This is a genomic window from Paenibacillus shirakamiensis (assembly GCF_017874255.1).
GTDB lineage: Bacteria > Bacillota > Bacilli > Paenibacillales > Paenibacillaceae > Fontibacillus > Fontibacillus shirakamiensis.
Window position 1 is genome coordinate 435,728 of the sequence record NZ_JAGGLD010000002.1, and the last position, 24,052, is coordinate 459,779.

General features: G+C 44.7%; 16 protein-coding genes. 3 read left to right on the forward strand and 13 right to left on the reverse strand.

Features of this window, described 5'->3' with window-relative positions; genetic code table 11:
- Window positions 1-122 precede the first annotated feature (122 nt).
- The 7 genes from J2Z69_RS08925 to J2Z69_RS08955 all read right to left on the reverse strand — a co-directional run bounded on the left by J2Z69_RS08925 (window position 123) and on the right by J2Z69_RS08955 (window position 14,542).
- Window positions 123-3,260 carry a GAP1-N2 domain-containing protein gene (locus J2Z69_RS08925; RefSeq protein WP_209861252.1) on the reverse strand — a complete coding sequence of 1,046 codons (3,138 nt, stop codon included), beginning with the start codon at window positions 3,258-3,260 and terminating at the stop codon, window positions 123-125.
- Complete coding sequence (locus J2Z69_RS08930; RefSeq protein ID WP_209861253.1) at window positions 3,260-4,519, reverse strand: TRAFAC clade GTPase domain-containing protein; 1,260 nt, start codon at window positions 4,517-4,519, stop codon at window positions 3,260-3,262. Before J2Z69_RS08930 ends, J2Z69_RS08925 begins: the two co-directional genes overlap by 1 nt.
- Before the next feature lie 49 nt (window positions 4,520-4,568).
- Entirely contained in the window at window positions 4,569-5,261 is a 693-nt protein-coding gene (locus J2Z69_RS08935; protein WP_209861254.1) for a beta-mannanase, read from the reverse strand.
- Window positions 5,262-5,291: 30 nt separating this feature from the next.
- The gene (locus tag J2Z69_RS08940; RefSeq protein ID WP_245339103.1) at window positions 5,292-6,545 is read right to left on the reverse strand and encodes a vWA domain-containing protein; all 1,254 of its coding nucleotides are present in this window, start codon (window positions 6,543-6,545) and stop codon (window positions 5,292-5,294) included.
- 302 nt (window positions 6,546-6,847) lie between these two features.
- Complete coding sequence (locus tag J2Z69_RS08945; protein WP_209861257.1) at window positions 6,848-9,283, reverse strand: transcription initiation factor TFIID; 2,436 nt, start codon at window positions 9,281-9,283, stop codon at window positions 6,848-6,850.
- Between the two features lie 3 nt (window positions 9,284-9,286).
- Entirely contained in the window at window positions 9,287-12,676 is a 3,390-nt protein-coding gene (locus J2Z69_RS08950; RefSeq protein WP_209861259.1) for a tubulin-like doman-containing protein, read from the reverse strand.
- A gap of 90 nt (window positions 12,677-12,766) precedes the next feature.
- Window positions 12,767-14,542, reverse strand: a complete 1,776-nt coding sequence (locus J2Z69_RS08955; RefSeq protein WP_209861261.1) for a vWA domain-containing protein — start codon at window positions 14,540-14,542, stop codon at window positions 12,767-12,769.
- A gap of 473 nt (window positions 14,543-15,015) precedes the next feature.
- Between J2Z69_RS08955 and J2Z69_RS08960 the strand changes: the two genes are divergently transcribed.
- The 3 genes from J2Z69_RS08960 (at window position 15,016) to fabV (ending at window position 19,156) form a co-directional block, all read left to right on the forward strand.
- Complete coding sequence (locus J2Z69_RS08960) at window positions 15,016-15,972, forward strand: hypothetical protein (protein WP_209861263.1); 957 nt, start codon at window positions 15,016-15,018, stop codon at window positions 15,970-15,972.
- On the forward strand, window positions 15,969-17,732 hold the full coding sequence (locus J2Z69_RS08965; protein ID WP_209861265.1) for a hypothetical protein: 1,764 nt from the start codon (window positions 15,969-15,971) through the stop codon (window positions 17,730-17,732). Before J2Z69_RS08960 ends, J2Z69_RS08965 begins: the two co-directional genes overlap by 4 nt.
- Window positions 17,733-17,956: 224 nt before the next feature.
- On the forward strand, window positions 17,957-19,156 hold the full coding sequence (fabV, locus tag J2Z69_RS08970; protein WP_209861267.1) for an enoyl-ACP reductase FabV: 1,200 nt from the start codon (window positions 17,957-17,959) through the stop codon (window positions 19,154-19,156).
- 222 nt (window positions 19,157-19,378) lie between these two features.
- Here the strand turns inward: fabV and J2Z69_RS08975 are convergent, their stop codons facing one another.
- The 6 genes from J2Z69_RS08975 to J2Z69_RS09000 all read right to left on the reverse strand — a co-directional run bounded on the left by J2Z69_RS08975 (window position 19,379) and on the right by J2Z69_RS09000 (window position 23,980).
- On the reverse strand, window positions 19,379-19,651 hold the full coding sequence (locus J2Z69_RS08975; protein WP_209861269.1) for a NifU N-terminal domain-containing protein: 273 nt from the start codon (window positions 19,649-19,651) through the stop codon (window positions 19,379-19,381).
- 64 nt (window positions 19,652-19,715) lie between these two features.
- Window positions 19,716-20,162: a HEAT repeat domain-containing protein gene (locus J2Z69_RS08980; protein ID WP_209861271.1), complete on the reverse strand. Its 447-nt coding sequence runs from the start codon at window positions 20,160-20,162 to the stop codon at window positions 19,716-19,718.
- A gap of 492 nt (window positions 20,163-20,654) precedes the next feature.
- The gene (locus J2Z69_RS08985) at window positions 20,655-21,845 is read right to left on the reverse strand and encodes an MFS transporter (protein ID WP_245339104.1); all 1,191 of its coding nucleotides are present in this window, start codon (window positions 21,843-21,845) and stop codon (window positions 20,655-20,657) included.
- 164 nt (window positions 21,846-22,009) lie between these two features.
- On the reverse strand, window positions 22,010-22,300 hold the full coding sequence (locus tag J2Z69_RS08990; protein WP_209861454.1) for a hypothetical protein: 291 nt from the start codon (window positions 22,298-22,300) through the stop codon (window positions 22,010-22,012).
- A 39-nt stretch (window positions 22,301-22,339) separates the two neighbouring features.
- Entirely contained in the window at window positions 22,340-22,501 is a 162-nt protein-coding gene (locus J2Z69_RS08995) for a DUF3934 family protein (protein ID WP_209861456.1), read from the reverse strand.
- A 204-nt stretch (window positions 22,502-22,705) separates the two neighbouring features.
- Window positions 22,706-23,980, reverse strand: a complete 1,275-nt coding sequence (locus J2Z69_RS09000; RefSeq protein WP_209861275.1) for a helix-turn-helix domain-containing protein — start codon at window positions 23,978-23,980, stop codon at window positions 22,706-22,708.
- Between the last annotated feature and the right edge of the window lie 72 nt (window positions 23,981-24,052).

A 24,052-nucleotide genomic window follows, 5' to 3' on the forward strand; every position in this document is an offset into this window, starting at 1 on the left:
TTTTTACTATATTGTTAATATTAAATAAACTAAAAAGACATAACGAGGATCAGATTCTATCATTTCAGATCCTGATTCTCGTTATGCCTTATAGCAATCTCAATCTCAAATCCTACACTACCTCAAGAAGAAAAATCTTCTCTTACCCAAATGAAAGGTTGTTCTTGAATACGAAACTCTGCATTTGCAGGTAGCTCACTGAGGTTAATCTCACCCGTCACTGAACTCGTGTAATCTCCCTTCTGAATCTCCACAAGCTGCTCTCCATCGGTCGGTTCAATCAGCTTCCAACCTTTGTTTTCTTTATTAGAAGATGTAGTAGGGGACTCACCGGATGGCGTGGAAGAAGATGTACCGTTTACTCCCCCGGAAGGGTTGCCTGTTGTTGTAGATGATTCGGGAGTTCCCGCATTGGGCTTCCCTTCCATGCCTGAAATCGTAGAAGGTGTGTCTGTTACTTTGCTCTCTTCAGTTACTTCGTTGCCAGCACTCGGTGCCGCTGTAGAGGATATCGCAGTGGATGGTGTTCCCGCTGCGCATGAAGATATTACATCTCTTAGCGTGTAATCTTTACCCGTATTCTCCGTTCCCGTAGAGCGAATGTTCACTTTTAGGGGAATCTTCGTATCTAAGGCCCGACAAGCTTCAGCATCACTGAATAAAAAATGGAGCTGTATCATCGTTTTGCCTTTTGCATTCGTCACTTGTGCCGCATAGACCGCGCGCTCTGGAAGCTTGGGCTTCTCGGAAGCCGGTGGGGTCACGGGCTTGTCCACGACTGGCGGAACCACAACGGCTGGCTCGGGAGTATGAGTCAGCTGTAGGATACTCCATGTGCCTAGCGCTCCGATTACCACAATGAATGCGATGAGCATGAAGGGCTTGCGTAATATTCTAGATAGCGGTGAGGTTAGCTCCAGACGGGCCTTTTCATAGACTGATTTCAATGGGTCTTCTACGGTGCTAAAATAGGTTTTCCAGTTCGATCGTTTCTTCAATGCATCTGCATCATATTTCTTGAAATACTGATATATAGCTTTCTCATAACTTCCATGAAACCGAGATTTGCCTAATACATAGCTCGGCTCCTGATTCGACCATGCGAAGAACTGATACATGACTTCAGGGGTTGCCGCCATACGGCGCAGTCCATCCACTAACATGGCAAAGTCCACAGCATCTCGGGTTCCGCCTACACAGAAAGCAAGGGCTACATTCTCAAATTGTCCTTGATTGACCTCATCCCGCAGCCACCTGCGTCCAATCCGTTGAACTTGCTCCATTTCACCTGGACTAAGCGGATCGAACAATGAAGGACTTGCCACCTTACTGCCAAACCATTGATGGAGGGCTTTTAACACAGCTCGCTTCGTTCTTAACTGAGGCCCGCCTGCTTCTTTATTGCCTTCTCGATGCTTACCAGCACTGGAAGCTTGGCTTGTCATCGGTTCAATATCCACATTCGAATTCCGGTTGACCTGCCCTCGTTGCCTTTGTCCAACATCTGAAGCTCGTTCTGGCTTCTGTATGAAGCTAATTTTATTCATTTGAGTAGGAGTCAACCTCTCAAGATCTAGTTCAGTGAGCAGAATCCGCTGGGCTGCCTCATCCAACAAATCTCGTATTCCGCTTTCTCCACGTCCCGATGTTTTCTCAATTGTAGTAGATGATCTGCTTAACTGGGACTCGATATCCTGCACAGCACCCGCCAAATCTCGTTCACGCTTGAGCTTGGCCTCAAATGTGGTCAGTAGTATTTCTACATGAGCATGTTCCTTCCAGACGTTCGGGTCAAAACGATCCCAATCCAGCACTAAGCTGACGATCTCTTTAGCCTGAGTAGTACCCTCTAACTTGTTCTGGAGATAGGGTATGAATAGCAGTGAAGCAATTTCAGAATGGGACAGAATGCGGTTGAAAAAAGCTTTGTGCAATCCTACATTGCCATCTATAAGTGCATATAATGAATGAAATAATTCAGGTTCATTGCGTGCCATCAGCAGCGCTCGCATGAAATATTCTACAATCTTTCGCTCATGACTCCGTGGATCCAGAGCATAGTAATCTCGGAAACATTCAGCGACGAATACATCTGGGGACTGTCCTACCTGAAGTGCATCAAATTCTTGATCAAAGATTGCTAAAAATAAGTCATTTAACCGTTCTTTGGAACGGAGTGCACCGGGTGGACTTAAGTAATCGAGCATGCTGCGCAAAATAGCAGATTGATGTGCAACATATTCTGAGGAATCGCCTGCTTCGATCTGATATAACCTACAAAGTTCATGATAACTTGCCACGGACATGATTGTCCCAACACCCATATCCTGTACCATATCATCAGCAAATCGATAAAAGTTTTCCAACTCCTGCGGACGATCCAACCGATCCCATACCAAATCCAGATAAGGTTGCTGCGCCCAATCTAAGTCCAGCGAAGTGTTACGCCCCGTTGCTAGATCATAGATATAATCCTTCTCAATGGAGCGATCTCCAGGCCTTAGACTCCCACGCTCTACAAAGGATATATGAATACCTTTACGGCTTTGCGGCTCCTTGGCATACGTTGTGAATCCGAGCATTCGCCTATATGCCCAAGGTAGGGCCCGATATATTAGCTCTAACAAGGGCTGAGCCGCGGTGGATATATAAGAAGCAGGTACATCCAGCGCTATATAGACTTTCCTTCCACCCGAGGCGGACAACATGACCGTATAGATCAACTGCTTAAATGTCTGTTCAGAGATACAGAGTTCTTCTAAAAGAGTATAAGGCTGATCTGCCGGAGAACCACCCTGATCTTTTTGCACAGGAAGCTTAAGAAGAGAAGGAAGATTTACTCCTTGGTCCACATCGTAGTGGTCCATGAAATCTGTATAGATCCATTGTGCATAATCTTCAACGATGGCGTCTCGGCTAGCAGAGGACAGCACATAATTATGGCTGAACATCGCACTACGAAGCCCTGTGAAATCGGCGGGTTGATAGATGTTCCGACCTATCACAGCTTCGCCACTGTCCGTATGGAACACATGGATAGATTCGGGATAAGCTCTGCCATCCTTCTCTCCACTGGCAAGTAGCTCAGCTGGAGCATCATAGACACAGAAGGGATGCAGGACTTTTTTGATAAAAGAAGGGTCCAGTCCCTCCGACTTCGCTACCGTATCAAAGCCTTCCGTGGGTCTGAAAATTCCATGTCGTTCGCGGGTATATACCTGCTGCTCGATGGGGCCCGAAGCAGAAGCAACATCTCTCACTAGGCTTCGCTCCCCTCGATATAATTCAACTTATATAACAGCCAGACGAACGGTTCATCCACACGAATCGGACTAACCACTCCTTGAAGCCGCTGATCCACAGGGTTACTCCCTAGCGCAGATACCGCAAAATAGGCCGTATCCTTGAAATACACATCCATCGTGCCTTTGAAGGGACGATCTACCTTTTCGATTAAGCGTCTGACTTCTCCGTCAATATTCTCGAATTCCGTTAGATTGAGTGTACGGCGATGTACCGCATGGTTAAAAATGTTACTGTTGTGCTTAATATACTCACCCTCATCATCGGCCAAAGCATGTAGCATATCACTTTTTGTTAAGACGATCGCCGTTGGAATATCGGTCTTTCCTTTGTCTTCATAGGCAATGAAATCGCCGAACATTGTAAGTACGACATCCCGTGGTTCATCATATTGAGAGACCCATTCTCCTGGCTTATCGCCAAGCTTCAGCCGAATTTTCTCCCGGATTGAGCGAATCTGCAATGGATCGACCATGAAGAGAATGCCGGCAGAGTTCTTGATATGTTGTCCATGTAGTCCCAGGTAATCTTGATCGACCATTCCCTCACCTGCCACATCGAAGAACACTAAGGTTAGGGGCGGTTTCCGCTCATCTTTGAAGACGAATTGGAAGATAAATGGCTCCTGCATTTTCTCCTTTTGCGTAGAAGCTAATAAATCCCCCCGCTCGAATAGAGGCTCTTCATATGACGTGCGGAATTTGCGGCTAATCTCTGCATTTAGTGGCATACAGGCCGCATTGAAATGATCTGCCGTCTCATGCTGCAACGTATGAATGAGTGCTGTCATGTACACCGATTTCCCCGCTTGCGAAGCTCCAATAATTGAAATAATATTGCTCGGTACTTTACCCGATGTCACCGGTAGTTCGTTATGACACTTCGGACACAGTCTACGTCGAGTAAGCACTCCATAACGATCTGTAAGTCCAGTTATGACATGATCTGAATAGATTCGATGCTCCTCATGAATGTCTCGAGGATAGAGAATAGCTTCAATATCATGTACGGTGTCGAGACCAAATCTAGCTCGGTAACGATTGAGCTCGACATCTTCGCCTAGCGCATAATCTTCGTCATCTTCACGGTTATGCGCAGCTCGAAATACGACTTCCTCTGGTGAGAATTTACTGAAACAAAATGGACAGACAATATCATAGAAAGGCGGCGGTGGAGCCGCCTGCGTTTTTTTCTTAAATTTGCTAAAAAAGCTCATCTACTTCTTCTCCTTCCATGTTCCCTTAACCCCGGGTCCCTTACAAGGCTTATTCGGGGATCAACGCATACGTGTGACCGTACTTGCGCCCATCTGTAAAGAACAAACGCAGTTCGTCTTGCTTCCCGATTTCAATGACGGGCAAGACATTGCGTCCCGCCTGAAAAGGATTCACAAAGGGATACACCGTCCCATCCTCTTTGCTGACAGGCATACCCCCTTGTTTTTTTACATAACACAAGATGTCCATAGCTATCGCTACTTCTGCCGTGACAATAATTTGAACGGATTTATATTTACTGAACCAACCGCCCTTTTGCCGGATAGAATAAAAAATACGTGCCTTCCCCGTACTAATCTCTGTGCGGTTCTCTCCCTCCGGCTGGCGGACTAAGACCTGCTCTCTCTCCCGGTTCGTGGCTGCATACACCGTATAGGAGATTTTACCAATACCTTGAATACGATCGTGATACCCATTGTTCGCTTTGTATTCACTGCGTGTATATAATTTAAGTTCATCTGTACGAATCTGATCCAGGGATGAGTGAATCCCCTCCGTTTCTGACATCTCGCTACCTAAAGGAGGAGTTGCGACATAGTCAGCGCCACGTCTGTGAATATATACCGCTTCAACACCCTCTGGCCAAATCCAACGTAAAGTACAACGATCTTCATCTAACCGGGAAGTAAGCTCACGAATGGCCGGTAATGCTGACCCCTCATCTCTATTGATCATCCGCATACTTGATGTTTCGCTCCCTTCTGTCTGCCTTTAAAAGCTTTTGTTATGCGAAGTATTGGATCGATCTACATAACCTGCAGCGGCTCCTCGTGCAGCGGGATTTCCCCGCTGGGATTCGGATTTGTAATGCTCCTTCACAGGAATGACTGAGGAGAATAAGGTGATGACACCGGCAAGAATGAGATCGGCCAAGAGTCGCCATACCCAAGGATCGTTCACGGAGCCACGTAAGCCAAACTCTAAAATCAAGCCAGCAAGGAGTCCTGATACCGCTCCCCCAATGGCAAAACTTTTAGCTAAATATCGATTATCGAACATAATTCCTAGGGCAAGGCCAAGCAGCAGTCCGATGAAAATTAACCCAGCCACACGAAGCAACGTATAGTACATATTGTCTGCCTCTGAACCTGTACGCTCCGTAATCAAAGAGCGATCGCCAAGCGTATCATAAATACGCTGAAAAGCTAGCGATAGATTGCCCGCATCGGACACATCGCTATAACTTCCTCCTGTAGCCTGTGCTACATCTTTGAGCAGATTCGATCCACTGACATCGACCAAATTCAGTCCGATCGTATTGACGGCAATCTGATCTTGAATATATTCCTTAAGCGCGTTCTGCATGTTCAATTGACTTACGCCATCGGACAAAAGAATGACCATTGTTCCGCGGTTAGATGTTGCCTGATCTTTAATATGCTTAAGGGTATCTGCGAGCGCTACATCTAAATCCGTTCCCCCATCCGTTGGTTTCAATTGATCAATGGCCGTTCGCACCTGATTCTTAGATGAATTGCTGTCCAAGCGAATGAAGGGCTGTACGATTTGAGCATGATCATTGAAGGTAAGTACGGCCACTCTTTTATCCGTATCCATCTGGTCTACTAGATTTTTGGCGGCGCTGTAACGGGCTTGCTTCGGGTCATTCTGTCCCATGCTGCCCGAGTCATCAATAAGCAGGACAATGTTGCTTACTTTCTTGCTGCCGTTCACATTCAGCTCATAGATGAACTCCATCGCTGTTCCGCCTACAAATAACATGATAAGCGTTGCAGGGACAAGCAACTTCCAAGAAGTGGACACATACCGTTGTCTCCAAGAAGCCCCATTCAGGCGAGGTGAGATCTGCTCTGCAATTAAGCAAAACAGTCCTACGAACAAAGCTAGGATCCCAAAATAAGCTCCCACTAGAACCATCATCGGCCATCTACCGATGTATTCATTCAACAACCATTCTCCCAGAGCGAATCCTACAAGCCCACCAATGAGGCTCATCAGAATCATTAGCATGTTTAATTTACGCTGCACGTTGTGCATACCCCTTTCAAAACCTGCTCAAGTAGGCCAAATGATTTTCCACAACTCAGCCCCTTTTCTTCATGTTACTTATCACAGCCCTATTTTTTCGTGCTACCTATCACAGCTCTATTTTTTCATGTTACTTATCAGAGCCCTATTCCTTCATGTTACTTTTCAAAATGTAGAGTATAGCTACATCAAAATTAATACCCTACACCCAAATGAATGTTGCTCTACTCTATAGAAACGCCCATTTAACTAGATTTAGCAACAGATATATCAACAGCCTACCTCAGCATTGGCAGTTGATCCGAATCCACCACATGGAATACATAATCGTTCGCCATATAAGTCTCGTACATTACCCTGCCATTACGATAGAACAGCAGATCCTCTAAGTGGAAGCCGCCCATCAGGCTGAGCTTCTCTACACCACTCCGACGATTCTCATGTACCATGCCAAGCTTATAAATTCGTGAGGACTGATCAGCGTCTAAAGCATAAGTCATGAACTCACTCTTCGCATCTCCGAAGAAATATTTCTCCTCATAGCGGTGTTCCTGCGTGTAGTCGAACAACCGTAGATGGATGCTCGAATGCTCTTCTAGCGTCCGGTACAACTGCTTGAACATCTCATCTTTGGATAAGACCTGCTTGTTGGCATACTCAATCGTAACATTAGAACGGCGGAGCAGCTCTTCTTCAAAGGTCTGGGAGAAGGGAGCAGCTGGCAAGATGTCTCTTCGCACTACTTCGATCATTCGCTCGGTAAGTGCCTTCACGCCAGGGTCGAGCATATGCACGGGACTTCCTATATAGCGTTCTTCGAAAAATAGATCCGGCCCTCTACGCGCCTCTAAATCCAGCATGATTTCCGCGGTAATCCGCTCATAGTATTCAAACACATTTTGACCAATATATTTGTCTGCTAGACGAATGCTTTGCAGTGCACTACTGCGCAAATCATCTTCAACCTGCTCTAATTGCCGAGTGTGTTCTCTATACTTCACATGCAGACGATCCAGCGCCTGCTCGTAGCGCCTAGCCAACGTAAGTTCTGACTCCATGCGTAAAATATACAACTTCAGAGCGTATACTTTATCAATTAGATAATGAATAAAGCTTCGCAAATTAAGCTTATCCATCATAGGAACTCGCTTGAAATTCTGGTCCTGAACTCGCTCTTGGTAGAGTAAGCTCAGATCAGCTTTTGCAGTATCGAGTTGCGCACTATGCTCTCGAATCAGCGCCCTAAATACCTCCCGAAGACTTCCCGGCTCTGCCGTATCATCGGTCCATTCCGCCAAATGAAAGAAACCAACCCGAGGATACTGCTGCATACTACGATCAACGGTACTCTCCATCTGTTCATCTACTCTTAATGCAGCTAGATGACGTTCTGTCCCCAGCACATAATTATCTCTAAAATACAGTTCGCCCCCTTCACCGAACAATGCCATTTCCGCTTCGCGTAAGGTCAGATTCTTCACAGCTTGGAAGCTCGAAGCGTGAGTCATCATTCCGTGCATATCCTCAAGCTTACTTACAGGCGGCAAAATTGTGGCTACCTGCTCTGCAAGCCCTGCGGCATCGAGGCCGAAGAATTGCAATTTCTCGTTGCGTCCCCAATCTATAGAACCATTCAGCCGAAGGATAAGTTGTCTGTAAAAATGATAGAGCACGGTCAGTGCGATCGATTCACTAGGTCGCTTCACCTTGGCAAATCCTGCGCTGACATATCCCTGCCTTCCCGTCTCCGTTCTGATATTGTTCTTAAAAGCATTGTTATTGTAAGCTTCACCCCACTGCGGTGTGTGAACTTGATCTTTCTTTTGCCGATTCTTCAGCAGACTGATCTGGCAGATGATCTCATCGTTATCACGAATCCCGCCAGGCAAGGTAATTCCTCGTTCATTTTTGTCAGAGAGAACATAGACTAGGTCAAATAGTGGGGCATCCTGATGTTTCACAGGAATAGAAATTCCTTCTTCTGTCTGAAGCAGCGGCTTCGCGAACGAATAATCTGCTCTTTGCATATCTTCGAGTTCCCGAAGAAAGGCCACCCCAAGCGCTCGGTTATAGTCGTAGTTAGGCAAGTCCTCCCGTTCATTGACATATACATAGAGATCCGTCTGTACAGATTTGAATGATTGTCCGAATATGGCCCCAGCTAAGAGCGTGATCTCCGGCACCAAAATAGTGAATGGATCTTGCGCATCGGTAATGACGGATACATGAATTCGGTCAAAAGAAGAATACAATCGCCCGTAATTTGCAATCTGCTGACTTACCTTACGCAAAGCCTGATTCAATCCCAGAATAGAGGACGTTCCCTCATAAAAAGATTGATATACATCTGGTCGAAGCGCTTTGGAACGCTCATCCTGCTGATTGAGGCTAGGAAGTTCATAGCGTGTCAATCGGTCGCTTAAAGGTTCAATGATCGGATTCGCAGTGTCCATTCCATAGGCAGGGGAAAAGGCGGCCTTGTTCCCTGCCGCCACTCCTACATCCGAAGTCAAATGAAAATACATGACTCCTGCACTGTTATCCCATTTCTGATCATGATTCCGAATCAAAGGTTCTATCGCCTCCTCGATTCGGTCTCCAATAAATACATAGACCGCAGGATAATGAATACTGCTCGGATCATCCTGCTTCCCATTTACCCCTTCTTGTGCAGCTGCATAGTCCGCAGCATATTGCTCTAGCAGCTTCTTCATAATCTATTTCAACCTTTTGCGAATATCATTAAGTTTGGTTGTCATTTCCTTATAGAACGAATAAGCTTCCTCTCCATTGGCCAGTTCAACTCGTTCATATTCCAGACGATCTCTGGATTCTAAGAAAGAGGTATACAATTCTTCAAGTCTCGAGAGTAGTGGATGAATATCCTCCGCAGAAGTAAGCTCTGCCTCCCGGCGTGATGATTTACGCAATAAGGTGCTTCGGCTCTTCTCATCCAGTCCACGGAAGTTCCCGTACACTTCATACTCCGCATAATTGCGGCTTTTCATCAGATTGGCGAAAGGTTCCCATGCTTCTTCTTCAGGATCGCGATCATACACATATAGTGCCCCTTTCTTAATGATGGTTCCGGTATACATGGCCTCGATAAAATGATCCAGCCACTTCTCTTCATCTTGATGCTGACCCAGCAAGGTGGAAAGAGCCTTCGCCTGCTCCTGAATCTCGCGATACTTCTCCAATTCTTCTCGCACGCGTGCAATCAATTCCGGGGAACGAATCAGGTTCTCTTGCGCCATGTCTTCGTTAATACTACCAAAAATGTCCTTGGTACCTTCCCGTTCGATTCCTTCCGCCAAGATGCGTTTCAATTCATTCAGCGCACGCTTGACCTCCCCTAGGTTCGGCTTAGCCGATGCAATCTGCATATCGTATGCACCGAGTACATCTCTCAATTGAAATGGCTTCGTCATGATGACCGTATAGCGACTGCTTGTATTTTGGTCGAGTCCCTTTTCCGTAATAATCTTACGTTCCAGCGCCTGCTTGAATTCCGTACGTACACGTGCGTTATAAGTCCGAACCCGTGCATTTGTATACACATCCCCCCACGATTTCTCTGGGATCGGTGAAGGAAGATACGTCCAGTTCGCATGCTCTGTCTGCACGAGATGACGCCCAATCCCTTCCTTATCTAAAATGGTACGCTCATAACTCTCTTCATAAACCTTAAGCGGTGTATAGACGAATAGAGGTACACCGTTCTTCGTATTCAGCCAGAAAATCCGATTCTTGACTTGGCTTTCTTTGACCGTAAAGTGAGATTTGCCCACTGCATTATTCTGATAATTCCGAATGCCTTTCAAAATGCTTGGCGCCTGAACCGGCACAGAGACGAATCCCCAAGATGGGAAATAAAGATGGCCTGAGCTGTTGCTCAAATGGAACACAGGTACAGCCTCATCATCGAGCTTGTTAGCAATTTGCCGCTCTACGAATTTCTCAATCGATTCGTCCTGACCGTATTTCATCAAAAGGAAATCCTCCATGGACTGCGTAATTAAATCTCCAAATTTGGTGGTTAAGAACTCAGAGATTGAACTCACAATATCCATATCCTGCTCTTTGATCCATAGATTTGAATGATCGAGCAGCTCTTGGCTGAAATCCCGAATCAGGTCGTCAACGTCCTTAGATTCCATAAGTTCGCCTACTACCTTAGAAATATCCGGTACGCTTACAATGTTCCAGTAATAGGTCTTGTTGCCTTTATGGTCTTCCTGCTCGTCGCTATTGAGCAGAATATCCCCGTTCTTGGCGAAGATTGAATTAAGTGCGTTCAAAATTTCAGTAAACACGTTATAAATGCGGTTATTTTCCTTGTTCAGCAGTTCGTAGAGGTCCTCATAGAATTCAATCATTTGCTCGGTACGTTCTACATCTGCATGAAGCCAGAATTCATTGATTTTTGCCTCGATGTAAGTATTTTTCTTCTTATCCTTAGAGACGAAGGCGCTCTTTGCATCTCCAAATTTCTCCTCAGACTGCTCCCGCGCGGCTTCGATATCCCGCGGAATGCGCGTTAAGTTCTCCCTTAAAGTCTCGATGTAGGACAGTAGCATCTTCAGGAGACTGAATCCTTTTTCGGTAAAAATAAGACGGGATACATAAAATGGCCCTTGTTCTGGATGTAAAAATATACGCCGAACCTGTTCCGTGAATTGGCCGATGACCTCGCCCGGAAGCTGTTTCTTCGCCTTGATATATTCTTCACGCGCACGAGCTAAGAAGCTCTGCTCCAGCTCCGTATCCATATTCACGACCTGCTGCTTCACCACGTTGGCATAACTTAGTCGCTCACTATTTTGAAATCCGGGCAGAGGTTCAGGCACACGAGATTCAAAGGTCTTGACAATCGTATCCAGATCAATACCAAGCTTACGCGCAAAGTTCTCTACATCATCTTGGCTTGGGGCCTTCTGGAACATCTTCTCCATTTTTCCGAAGAGTCGATAAGCAAGGTACGTTGTCATCTCTTCAATCGGGAGTACCGCCGAAGAAGCACCAATGATGTTATATTCGTAGTTGGCAGGGTAGGCTTTGTTCATCTGGGCAATGTTCGTCCGAATGTTGCTGATATAGTCATGGATGGCGAACTCTTCGCCGGACTGCTTCTCTTCACTCGCCATGAAGTTCGTAATGTTCTCTGCCGTTACATTCATGCAGTAATCATACGCATTCTCCAATAATTTGCCCTCGGTATTCGTTGCCGAAATCAAGTGACACAGGTTAAATGGCGGCAGCGGGGAGTTCACACTCAGAATACTTCCGTACTGCTGACGGAACCGTTCTCCGCGGCTATCTACATTCATCCAGTAGTCCAACTCTTTGAGCGCGGCATAACCATTTTTCTTAATATACTCCCGGGTATGTTCGCTTAAAGATTTGTTCGCTAGATTAATATCCGGTGTAAAAAGATAGCCCAGTGTATTGACCCGGTCAATTCCCGCCGAACCATGATCCCGCTCAATAATTCCGCGCACGATATAAGCAATGTCCAAGAATGTTCCGCTTCCTGTTCCTCCAGACAATCCTGTAAGCATAAAGACCATCAGCTTTTTATTCGTCCCCACCGATAGCGTCTTGATCTTCTTGTCTATAGCCTGAACGACCTGATTGATTTTCGTAAACAGCAGCAGTCTGCCTGCTTGACGTACCCCTGCCGCACCGTTCATTCCGTCCGTAATGCTAAGCTCAGGAGACAACCAATCCGTGATATAAGGTTCAAGAATACTGCGATTCTGTAATAATCCACCGATTTCAGCGTTGGACAGCAGAACGAATTCATTAATCGGATCGAGTCCAATGCCTTTGTAGCGCTTGCTTCGATCTTGTTCATTCGTCTCAAAGGCAAGAAATTCTACGTTGCTAGGCTTATCCATTCTTTTCTTAGAGATTGGATCTTCCGGCAGCTTAAAGCGGCGGTTGATCTGATATTTCAGACGAAGTAATGCATCAATCCCCGTACCTCCAAGACCAATAATAAGAATAGGATTATCTATCGTATCTACACGAATCTTTTCACTGACAATCCCTCCGCCTAACGAGACATCTAACTGCTGAATATGCTCTCTAACGATCGCTTTCATAACTTGACCCTCCTATAGTTGCTGAGGAACAGCCTAACTGGCCTGTGCCCCAGTAGTTCATTCATTAATTCATTTATGATATGAAGTGTATTACACCAGATACTCCAGTAAAATCGTCTTATCTACACTGCTAAGTGGAATCGTAAGACGGTCCCCGCCTTTCATCTCCAGACCCTGAGTGGCATCTACGGCTCGGCCTGATTTCTCAATCGTTGCTGATGTCCCATTTTTGAGTACAATGCGGTCATTACGAGTGGGGGTGAAGATGATCTTCTCTGTCTCCTTCAGTTCAGGAGCAAGTTGCACCAATTGATGAAGGTTGAACTTTCCTTTGAAAGCACTCAGCTTGCGGTATTGAGGATTGGTTTTCTCCCCGGTATTATTATCGCGAATCTCAAGGACCAACTGTCCGACGAAGCCCTGATTGGCCTTTTGCCACGTGCGATAGAGGTAATATGCAATCCCCCCCACTATAAGGACGCCTAGAATGGATAGAACTACTGCAAGTACCGGAAATGGTTTATCTGGAGAAGTGGTATGGGTACTTCCCGTGCCTGTTCCAGCAGCATTAGCTTTCGTTGAAATCTTGGTGACGGGAGTCTCACGGTAGAAACTCTTCTCCTCCGCTCTTACTTTGATCTCATAATTATGTTGATCTGGAACTACAAAGCTGCCACTAAAATGATCCCCTGTGTTGCTAAGCTTGGTTTCTTGGATTTTTCCAGTATCCAGATCCTTGGCGACAACTACAGCATTCATCCCTTGATAAAGCGCGGCATTCTGTACTTTATTTCCTTTACTAATCAGGTAGGACTGAATATCAATGTTGTCCCCTGATTTGTAAGTCTTTGCAGGTATAGCATCCAAGGTGAGTTCCAAATCATAGTTGAACACAAGATTAATATCGATTTTATCTTTATCTGCCCCCTTCACCTGGAGCTTCCAATCTCCCTGAACGGGTTTTAGAAGTTTAATTAAGGTATAACTCTTCGATTTGGACACGAGCAATTGAGATGAGGGAACCGCTACCGTCTTGCCTGAAGGATCCGTTAGCAACACATCTACTGGCTGACTCGAAATCATCGAAATGTTCGCTTCCAGTACGTTGGCATTCGGCACATTCACCGTTACATCTTGGTAATTGCCATTTCCCGTAATGGATTGAATCGGCACCATTTTTAGTTTTAGATGGCTTGCAAAAATCTCACTTAGAATCTGCGGTAAATTATCTGCGGAATCTGTAATGAAGGATTTGCCTCCCGTCTTTTGCGAAATCTGAGCCAAGGCTGCTTTATTCAGCTTGCCATCTGCATTCAGCCCAATCGTATAGACAGGAATCTGCTCATGGCTTGCTTCCGTTAGCGCCGCACTGAGTTCCTGATCGGACTGTGCCTGCGTACGTGAGGATCCTTTATTGAGATCGTTATTCCCATCGGCCAGCAGAACAATCATCGGCTCGTGATCTGGATTTGCGCCATGCTTCAGCACCTTGACAGCTTCCTGTACGCCTACAGCAACGTCGGTATAAGCTCCGCGCTGCAGCCCGTCAATGAACTCCTTCAAGTCTTGCTTATCTGCTTCGGACTGAATCTCCATCAGTGCTTTCTCTCTCTGAATCTGATCTGTGTAAGCAACGACCCCAACTTTGTCTCCCTTAGCGGACAACATATCTATGAATAACTTCATAGCCTCACTGCTAATACGTTCGTGATCACTCTTGTTCATCGAATTACTGTTATCCACGACAAGCACGGCATCAATCTGCGAGGACTGCGCAGCAGCCTCTGCGATTTGCATTTTGCCCGGCAAGGCGAGCATAATCATCATAATAAGCATGAATAATCCTGCTTTTATCTTTACAAACATAGCGTTACTCCTTCGTGTGAAATCATAATGGTTCCCAGTCTAGTAGGGACCGTTCTATTCAATCTATAGAACTTTTGTTAAGACGACATGAAGAGTTCATTAACTTTTCCTAAAATGGATTCATCCATAATATAGGCGTTACCCTATTCATGTCTCAGCTTACTAAATCTGCCATCCCTTATACAATATGATATAGTTAATGCGGATTAAGTTCAATAAAATGGCATATCCCCCTATGGATGGAATGAGTTAACCCTATAAATAACGAGTATGAACACCCCGAAGTTTCAGGGATCTCCCCTATTAGGGAGAAGAAAGGACTTAAGTATGATTACATACGGATGTATTGGAATATTGTTTCTTTTTGTCTTAGTGCGCTCCTTAATCTATCGTTCGAAGCGCAAACACAGGCTTTCCTTAGAGGAGATTGATCGTGAATTGTTAGCGATTGTCAACGAGGGGCGTGAATCCTCATGATGAAGAAAAGAACTCCTGTAATACTGAAGCCTTTTAAGCCTACAAGGTATAAGTATGAGAAGCTTCGTGTCTGCCGAAATTGTGGCAACTATACGATACTCTGGGATGAATCCTGTCCGCAGTGCGGAAAATCCTTGCTTCTTGGAATCGAGAACATGGCCCTCATGAAGGTGAAACTACAGATGCAGACAGAGCGACTAATAGCTGTATTGATCACTCTCGCTGCTGTATTATTCAGCTCTACTTTTCAGCACATTGCTTGGTCTTTAGGTCTGGGCGCCGGGGGTATCATTCTCTTGAGTCTCGTTCAGCGCTCTATGCTCGAAGCCCAAGTTCCCTATCAAATCCAAAAAATACTTGAGACGAGCACCCGGCGATTAATGGAGGGGCTGAAGCTTAATATCGAAGCGGCTTATGACATGCGTTCAAGCGATGAACCTCTTGCCTACGAAATGATGCGGGAGATCGCTACTGTGGTGTACAGTGACCGCCTTCGTCTTCAGCAGCTTAAGCTTCTGTGCTCATTTCAATTGCGTAAGGACATGGATCTACAGCTTGAAGAGCTCCTCATATCGGATTTTGAAGAAGAAATGGTGGACTATATCGGAGAGATTGCGCGGATTAAGCCAGAACTGATCAGGGAACGCATTATCCTTTACGTTACTCAGCATGAACCTGAGATTCTTATCCTGTCACGAGGACAAGAAATATTAACAGCTGTCGCTGGTGCTGCCTTAAGAAAAGCTAGGTATGTCACACTCTATCCGGAATTTATGGAGCGATATGCTCGCCATTTGCCAAAAGAACGATTTTTACGTCTATATCATCTGATTATGGAACAGGAAGAGTTGAGATCTACTTCTCTAGCGAAGGAAGTTGCAGATATTCATAGGAACAGGTATACACAGAATGCAGATATTAGTATTTCCGCTGATGGGGAGGCTTCTTCATGAGAAATATGTGGAACCTCCTTCGCAGAACATTCACCCTACGTCATACCTTGTTGCTGTTATGCACGATCATGGTCATCCTTATAGCCATTAAGGGATATTATATTCAGCGCAAGATCGCTTGGACCCGCGAGGCAGAGACCTATTACAGTCAGAAGAATTGGGTGGATGCGGAGACGCTGTACCAGAAATCTAAGCATGATGGGTGGTTTCACTATAAGGATGATCTTGTTGCGAAAAGACTAGGTGAATTGTCTCCCATTACAGAGATCAAAACACAGCTCGCTGGACTGGACGAGATAACGCAATCTGTGAATTCAGACTCAGACACCGATTTTACCCAAGCCATTCAAGGATACGCTGTGCTTCAACAATTACGAGCAAAATATATGGATAAGAGCACGATGTACAGCCCTTATTACAGACAAATTTCTATCGATTATCAAGTAACAGAACATTATATGTCTGCATTCCGCTCATTCGAACAACGGTTCCTTCAGCAGAGTAAGGAAAATTTGAAAGAGGCTTCCTATACGGATGAATCTTTCCGCCAGAAACTCCTGCAAATCCCTGTCGCCTACTACGGGACAAAAGAAAAACAACTAGCCTCCCTTACGCCAAAGTTCAAATCCTATGACGTGCAGAAGCTTACTCAATTTACTGCTAGGGGGCAGTTCACAGATTTCTTAAAAGAGGCATCCGTCCTGAAAAGGCTGTATTTAGAGGCCAAGATTAATGCGCCATGGATTCATACCCATGTAGAATTATTGGCTAATCAAGTCCTTGCTTCAGATTTAAAATCTTCCAATTATGCTGCTTTTGCTACGCATGGGAAAAGCTATGCTCATTTTGTAGAGCAAGAGCACTGGAGATCCAAGGTGACGGGCTATATCCGTACACAGTATACCAAGCTGCTCCGCAAGGCCAAGCTTATGATTGCAAAAGGCGAATATCAACAAGCGATTACCCTCTATCAAGCGATCAAAGATTATCAAGGAACGACAGCTGAAATCGCAGCGGCCAATGCGGCTTGGACTAAGAATCAACCCCTCCGACTTCTGCAAACTGCCGATAACACACAGACCTTTAGCCATGTCATTGAGGGCAGTAGATTATTTGGATATACATCTTATGTAGCTGCGGCAGATGGTACGAATCGGATTTATTTTGCGGGAATAGATGCTTCAGGTCAGACTAAAATTGTCTCAAGCGACGAATTCCCAGATGGAACCACAATCAAGACGATCTCTGTTCATAACCAACTCAGCACACAACTTCATCCGATGCTTATCATTCAGAGCAGTTCGGAGTCGCGCAAAACTCATTACACTGCCTTTGAAGTTGGAGTTAACACGCTCGATAAGCGGTTTGAATTCGAGGCTGACGGCTTTACTGTACAGTCTGATGGTACACTGCTTGTAGAGAATCCAACAGGAGAGGGTGCAGGCCAACAGGTCCTGTATACCTTTGACGGCAATCAATATGTCTTCCAAGAAATTCATACGGAATATATCGATATTCAAGTAAATGATCTACTAGCACACGCTAACGAGAAGGTTCGGTTCACGGCGGACATTATTCTTTCCTCAGAACAAGGACCCGTTGCCAATCTAGGAGATGGATACATGCTACTCAAATACAAATCAGACCTTCCTATAGGCCTTCTTCCTGTATCCGGCCAGTTCACCAATCAATATGAAGAGGTGACGGTGAATGATGAAGTGCTTTCCCTTCCTGTATTTGAAGTGGAGCAAACAGAATAGATAAAAGAAAGTAACGCTGACTTAGGCCTGAACAACATAATGCAATCATCAAATTTTTTTTAATTACCGTTGTAGCCGTTTTCGAATGCCTGTAGTGTTCTCTTATGACAATAAATATGGTTACGGTCTCAGAAAATTGGTAAAATGAATAAGACTGTATTACTTCGATACCTATTTCGATATCTATAATGAGTTTTTTAATGAAAAGTGAGGTTATCCATCCTATGATTATTAAACCAAGAACACGTGGCTTTATATGCACAACCGCACATCCTGAAGGTTGCGCTGCTCAGGTCCAAGAACAAATTGATTATGTTCAAGCTCTACCCAAAATTAACGGACCCAAAAATGTGCTTGTTATAGGCGCATCTACTGGATATGGGCTTTCCGCCCGAATTACAGCGGCCTTTGGAGCTGGTGCAAATACAATTGGAATCTATCGCCCTAGCAAGAGTACAGCAGGTCGCACGGCTTCAGCGGGTTGGTATCAATCTGCAGCATTCGAGAAACTTGCGGAGAAAGCGGGACTTCAATCATTTAGCCTGACGGGAGATGCTTTCGCTGCTGAGACTAAGGAAAGAGCCGTTGCCTTAATTGCCAAAGAGTTCGGTACCGTTGATCTAGTCATATACAGTGTCGCATCTGCTCGCCGAACGAATCCACAGACAGGTGAAGTGTTCAATTCCGTGCTGAAACCTATGGGAGGAACGTTTACGAACAAAACAGTGAACTTTCATACGGGCGAGGTGACCGGAGTTACGATTGAGCCTGCCACGGAAGAGGAAGTTCGTGCTACCGTAGAAGTGATGGGTGGAGATGACTGGCAGCAATGGATAGATGCCCTAGCTCAAGGTGGTGTGCTAGCAGAAAATGTGAAGACTCTAGCTTACTCTTATATTGGCTCCTCCATTACCCAAGCGGTGTATCGGGATGGATCCATCGGTCAGGCTAAGGACCATCTGGAAGCGACGGCTCATGAGCTTACGGAACAACTTCGCAGTCTACATGGTCAAGCCTTTGTCTGCGTAAGCAAAGCTCTGGTTACTCAATCCAGTTCTGCTATTCCTGTGGTACCCCTATATGTATCTGCACTCTATAAAGTCATGAAGGAAAAAGGCATCCATGAAGGTGCTATCGAGCAGACCTATCGCATGTTCACAGAACGTCTATACACCCCGGATGGTCAAGTGCCTGTCGACGAAAAAGGCAGAATTCGTATCGACGATTGGGAACTTCGTGAAGATGTTCAGAATGAAGTCATCAAGATCTGGGATCAAGTGAGCAGCGAAAATATTTATGACATTACAGATTTGGAAGGTTATCGCAAAGAATTTTTCCAATTGTTCGGGTTCGAGACCGATGGGGTAGATTATGAGGCAGATGTGAATCCTGAGGTGGAAGTTCCACACGTGCATCAAGCTTAAGAGAAAATTTAATTTGAGATATAATCAACTATAATCAGAGATAATCAAATTTTAGTTAACAATGTATAAGAACCCTCTACTTTTGTAGAGGGTTCTTATTTTCCATACTCATCTATGTGCGCATGCCAGTAACGCACACCAAAAAAAGTGTAAAGTACCTCTACACTTTCCAATGGCTTGACTATAGCTAAGGTAACGAACTAATTAAAAAGTTACCTGCAATTACGCTCCGTATACGGTACTGAATGCTTCTTCAACCTTCTCCAAAATCGAATCCCAATCTGCATCAGGTTCTTTGGTTACGGTAACGAAATCGTTAATCCCAAAAATATTATCCACGCCTTCAATCGCAAGCAGAGCTTGAACGATTGGAAGTTCCGCAGTATCCCCTTTTTTGAAAGAAACGCTTCGAGTTCCTTCGAAGAGGCGTTCGCTGGCATTAAATTTAACCGCGTTCGGGTTCGGTGTAGATTGTACATCAATTTGAATAGCCATGTTCAACGTCCTTCTTTCCAGTTTTAGTTATGGAGCAGTCTTACTTAGCTATATATAGCTAACATTAAGTACGTAGGGAAGCCCATTTTTGCTCAAGCCATGTATCGAACTCATCGCCTTTGTCGCCTTCATAGGTGTCATACACATCCACACGCATTTTTTGAAGTTTAGCTTTGAAGTCTTCGTAACTATGATCACGAGGCAGACTTTTCTTGATTCTCACCAAAAGTTTCGTTATCCCTTTGACCAAATCGCCTTCTTGGCGCTTCGGTTGAGGTACAGATACGCCCATCTTCTGGAGCTGACGGTAAGCCGCTTCGCGGATTGGGAATACGCTATCATTCTGTGCACGTGCTTTCAGCACATCAGCAACTTGATCATGATCGAGTTGTCCGAGTTCCTCAACCGCTTGCAGGCGTTCACGCCAATTGGATGTACGGTTCGCAGACTTTTTCAAAGCCTCGTATTTTAATTGTTCTTCATTTACAGGAACTACTTCTTGTTCTTCCATTCCTTCAAAGTCATCTCCTTCAGTTATGCAGTCAGCCCTCAAGCTTTGAGCCTTCACGCGCGACTACATGATGAGTTCTACAATACCACAATGGCGCGAACAGACCAAGCCCTGAAGCATCAAAAAAGGTCTAGGAGCATATCTCCCAGACCTTTGGCTTTAATTCATTTTTTCGCGTTGAATGGAATCCTTATTCTCAGGCTCCGTGGAGTAGTAGAAATATCCAGTTGAATAGTCCATTCTACCGAATGCAAAATTATAAAAGAGGCGATACCCTGTACCTTCTTTTGTTATAGCTTCCGCTGGAAAATCACTAGGATACGTAGATGTGTGAAGACTTAGAAAAAGCAAAATTAAATTTTCACTGAGACCTAAATTTTTGTGCAATTCATCGGTATAGTTTAAGATCTAAAGTATTCATAAGAAAGAACAGCTTACAGTGTAAGCTGTTCTTCTTTTTTAATTAATAGCCAATAATTTATACCTACTTAGCTACGTTCCAACCTCTTCTTTTTCCACCCGCTTGAATCCAAAGCCTGTTATAGCAAAGACAACGAAAACCGCTCCTAGGAAATAAAATAAGCTATGGATTGAGACAAAGCGTATACCATAGCCTCCAATTACAGGTCCCAGTACGCTACCTATACTATAATGAACGGAAGCTATCACTCCCGTTGCGGGAAGAATCGCTTTCGGTACGATATCCGCGGCATAGGACATGCCCAGAGAATAGAATGATCCTACAATTCCCCCTGCCACAGCGAACAAGAACAGCATCAGTAGCTTGTGCTCATTTACCACGGGTATGAGCAGGAAGAGTACTGATCCTATGAATCCACAAATCATAAGTACCTTTTTACGACCAATTCGGTCACTCCAAATTCCTAGTGGAAGCTGTAAGACAATACTCCCCACTCCAAAGGTTACTAGTAATATGGAAATCCACTGCTGACTCAGAGCAATTCCAAGTCCATACAGAGGGAACGTGCTGTTCATGGACGCTTCCATTACTCCATATAGTAAAGGCGGAATCAAGGCGAACCAAGCCAACTTATAAGAGCGTATAAAACGATTCTCTTTCACTCCCTGCGGGTCTAGCTGTTCAGGCCTCTCACTTTGCAGACGCAACACAAGTAACAAGATACCAGCATATAGTGCTCCAGATGCTAGAAAAGGTACCCTATCTCCTAGATTCAATAAGTTAATCCCTAGGGGGCCCACGCTGAATCCCACCCCATAAGCCATGCCATAGAGGGAAAATACCCGTCCCCTGCGATCGGCCGGACTACTGCTAAGAATCCACTGCTGCGTAGCAAAATGAAGTGAACTATCGCCTACACCCACCAATAACCGCAACACGAACCATAACACCAAGGACTCGCTAATAGAAAACAGCAACGTACAGCCTGTCACAAGTAGCAGACCTATGATAATTACTTTTTTATAGCCAAACCGAACCACAGGCTTCTCAACGAAAAACATCGTACAAAAGATGCCTATATATAATGCGGCGGCATTCATGCCGTTCACATCGGAAGATACACCATGACGCTCCAATAAAATAGAAAGCAGAGGAAGCAACAATCCTTGACTCATACCCGAGACAATGACCACCAGCAGCAGCGTGATCAGTTGATAACGTGGGGATATCGAGCGATTGTTAAATGAGTATGCAGATGACAAGATGAGAACTCCTTTACGCAAATGATGATTTTTGCACATTCTTATAGTCTAACTGTTGAGCACACGAATGGTAAAGGAGAAATCGACCTGATGGAGGGTAAAACAACAAATAAGCTCTTTCTTAAAAGAAAGAGCTTGCTTATCTGTGCATGTAAGACTATGGCCTAGGCCTTAGCTGCATGTTCTTTGTTCGCTACTTCAAGCATCGTATCCCAATCAGAGAAATCCGTCTCTCTCGCCACGTGGCGATCTAAGAACTCGTCTGGGATGTTGTTCACATCTTCAAGTACATTGACTTGGAAATTCCCTTTTTCTAAGAACTCGTCAAACGTGCCCCAACGGGTATGGTTCTTCATGAACGCATCATTAAAGAGTACTCTCAAAGGGACATGATTCGGATCTTCTTGTGCGGTTTTTTGGCCTTGTAGTTCCGTTAACAGATCGTCAAATGACATGGGTTTTTGTTTTCTCAAATTACCACTCCTAGGTCTATATTATTCTTCGTTCCTCGGTGCTGCATCGTCTTGATTTTTAGTGCCTTTGCTTTTATAAGGTTTGGGTGCGCTTTTTAATTTTTTGGCACTGGCTTGCCACCGGTTCCAGCCTTTTTTGCCTGTACCCCTGCCTGTACCGCCTTTTGCTTTACTCAAAGTAATCACCCCATACTGATAACTATAAACGCACAGCACTCCACATGCACCATTTGTCGGACTAAGTTATACGATTTTGTTGTCCGCTGCATTAGTATAATACACTACAAACCGGACAATATCTCGCATAATTCATAAATAAAATAAGACGCTAGCCTTTATTATATACAATTTTTCACATTATTATAAATGTTCTCCCTTTTAGAAAGGCTATTCCTTACAGCGTTTGCGATCTCGATATTGCTTAGGCGTCATGCCTGTGACATGTCTGAACGTCTTGGTAAAATAACTTTGATCATGGAAGTTAAGTAAGGTCGCAATCTCCAATATCGAGTATTTACTGTAATTGAGTAGATTCTGAGCTTCCTGCACTCTAGCCCGCTGAATCGATTCCGTGAGCGTCATCCCCACCTCTTTTTTAAAGAGAACCGATAGATAACTTGCATTCATACTCGTGTATTCCGCCAAATGAGACAAGCGAATATCTTCATATAAATGTCTAGAGATATAGGTCTGACAGCTACGAATCGGTGAAGAGTAGGGCTCATCGCGCGTTTGCTTTACGCGATCAGCGAAATCAAGTAAGGCATCCAGTATTAACTGTCCCACGGAATGACTATCGAACATCTCTTCTACATTCTGGATATATAAATCACTTAGCGAGAATGCCATCTCATACGGCAGTCCCCCATCGATCGCCGCACGGGTCGTGAGTGTAATGGCTGAAATTGCTAAATTTTTAAGATTGCGCAGATGACTTTTTTTAGACAAAAGACCCAGCGAAGTCTGCTCCATCATATACTCAATATTTTTAATGATCTCTTCTTTTTTACCCTCCTGCACAAGACCAAAAATCTTTTTTTCTAGCAAGGGATCAATATGAAAATATTCCTGTTGCCGCGATTTCGATCGATGTTCCTCCATATTCGCAAGCTTCTGGGTCTCTCTATTCATATGGTGATTCTGATCCAACAGTTCCGGAATATCTAAAGGCTTCTGATATAGCAAATAGTACAGGTTCATACTGGCATGTACGAAGGAGATCTGATTCAGGATAGGTAAAGATTGAAAATAATCGCGCAGATTCTCGCTTTCTTCCTCCATATTGAAGTCATGCGCAATGCGGTCGATCTCCTCTTGCTGGATGGGACCATAAGCGCAAGGGCCTACGATAATGCAGCCCAAGTATTTCCCCTCATCCACAACTGACATGGTAAAAAAATGGTCAGCCCCCATCTCATCATGATACACCGGATAGTGCTGTTCACTATTATCAGCATAGAGATGTCTTAATAGATCTTTCGGCGTCTTGTAGAGTGGATGTAACCAAGTCACTTCGGGACTGGGATAATGAACGATCTTTCCCTTGGCACAGATCATCGATACAGAAAGCTGAAAACTTTTAGAAAAATTATTACATATATAGGCTAAATTTTCTTGGTTTAAATGACTAGTACTGCGCTTCACATTCTCCCAACCTTCCATTATGTATATCTTTGCTGTCCAACTCACCCTTCGCAAGAAACATGATTTTACTTATTTTACATCTCAACTACC

Coding starts and splice junctions, on each gene's coding strand:
- J2Z69_RS08955 (WP_209861261.1), bottom strand. CDS start 14,542: ATGTTTGTAAAGATAAAAGCAGGATTATTCATGCTTATTATGATGATT.
- J2Z69_RS08975 (WP_209861269.1), bottom strand. CDS start 19,651: ATGGCTATTCAAATTGATGTACAATCTACACCGAACCCGAACGCGGTT.
- J2Z69_RS09000 (WP_209861275.1), bottom strand. CDS start 23,980: ATGGAAGGTTGGGAGAATGTGAAGCGCAGTACTAGTCATTTAAACCAA.
- J2Z69_RS08935 (WP_209861254.1), bottom strand. CDS start 5,261: ATGCGGATGATCAATAGAGATGAGGGGTCAGCATTACCGGCCATTCGT.
- fabV (WP_209861267.1), top strand. CDS start 17,957: ATGATTATTAAACCAAGAACACGTGGCTTTATATGCACAACCGCACAT.
- J2Z69_RS08960 (WP_209861263.1), top strand. CDS start 15,016: ATGATGAAGAAAAGAACTCCTGTAATACTGAAGCCTTTTAAGCCTACA.
- J2Z69_RS08965 (WP_209861265.1), top strand. CDS start 15,969: ATGAGAAATATGTGGAACCTCCTTCGCAGAACATTCACCCTACGTCAT.
- J2Z69_RS08950 (WP_209861259.1), bottom strand. CDS start 12,676: ATGAAAGCGATCGTTAGAGAGCATATTCAGCAGTTAGATGTCTCGTTA.
- J2Z69_RS08945 (WP_209861257.1), bottom strand. CDS start 9,283: ATGAAGAAGCTGCTAGAGCAATATGCTGCGGACTATGCAGCTGCACAA.
- J2Z69_RS08930 (WP_209861253.1), bottom strand. CDS start 4,519: ATGAGCTTTTTTAGCAAATTTAAGAAAAAAACGCAGGCGGCTCCACCG.
- J2Z69_RS08980 (WP_209861271.1), bottom strand. CDS start 20,162: ATGGAAGAACAAGAAGTAGTTCCTGTAAATGAAGAACAATTAAAATAC.
- J2Z69_RS08990 (WP_209861454.1), bottom strand. CDS start 22,300: ATGTCATTTGACGATCTGTTAACGGAACTACAAGGCCAAAAAACCGCA.
- J2Z69_RS08940 (WP_245339103.1), bottom strand. CDS start 6,545: ATGATTCTGATGAGCCTCATTGGTGGGCTTGTAGGATTCGCTCTGGGA.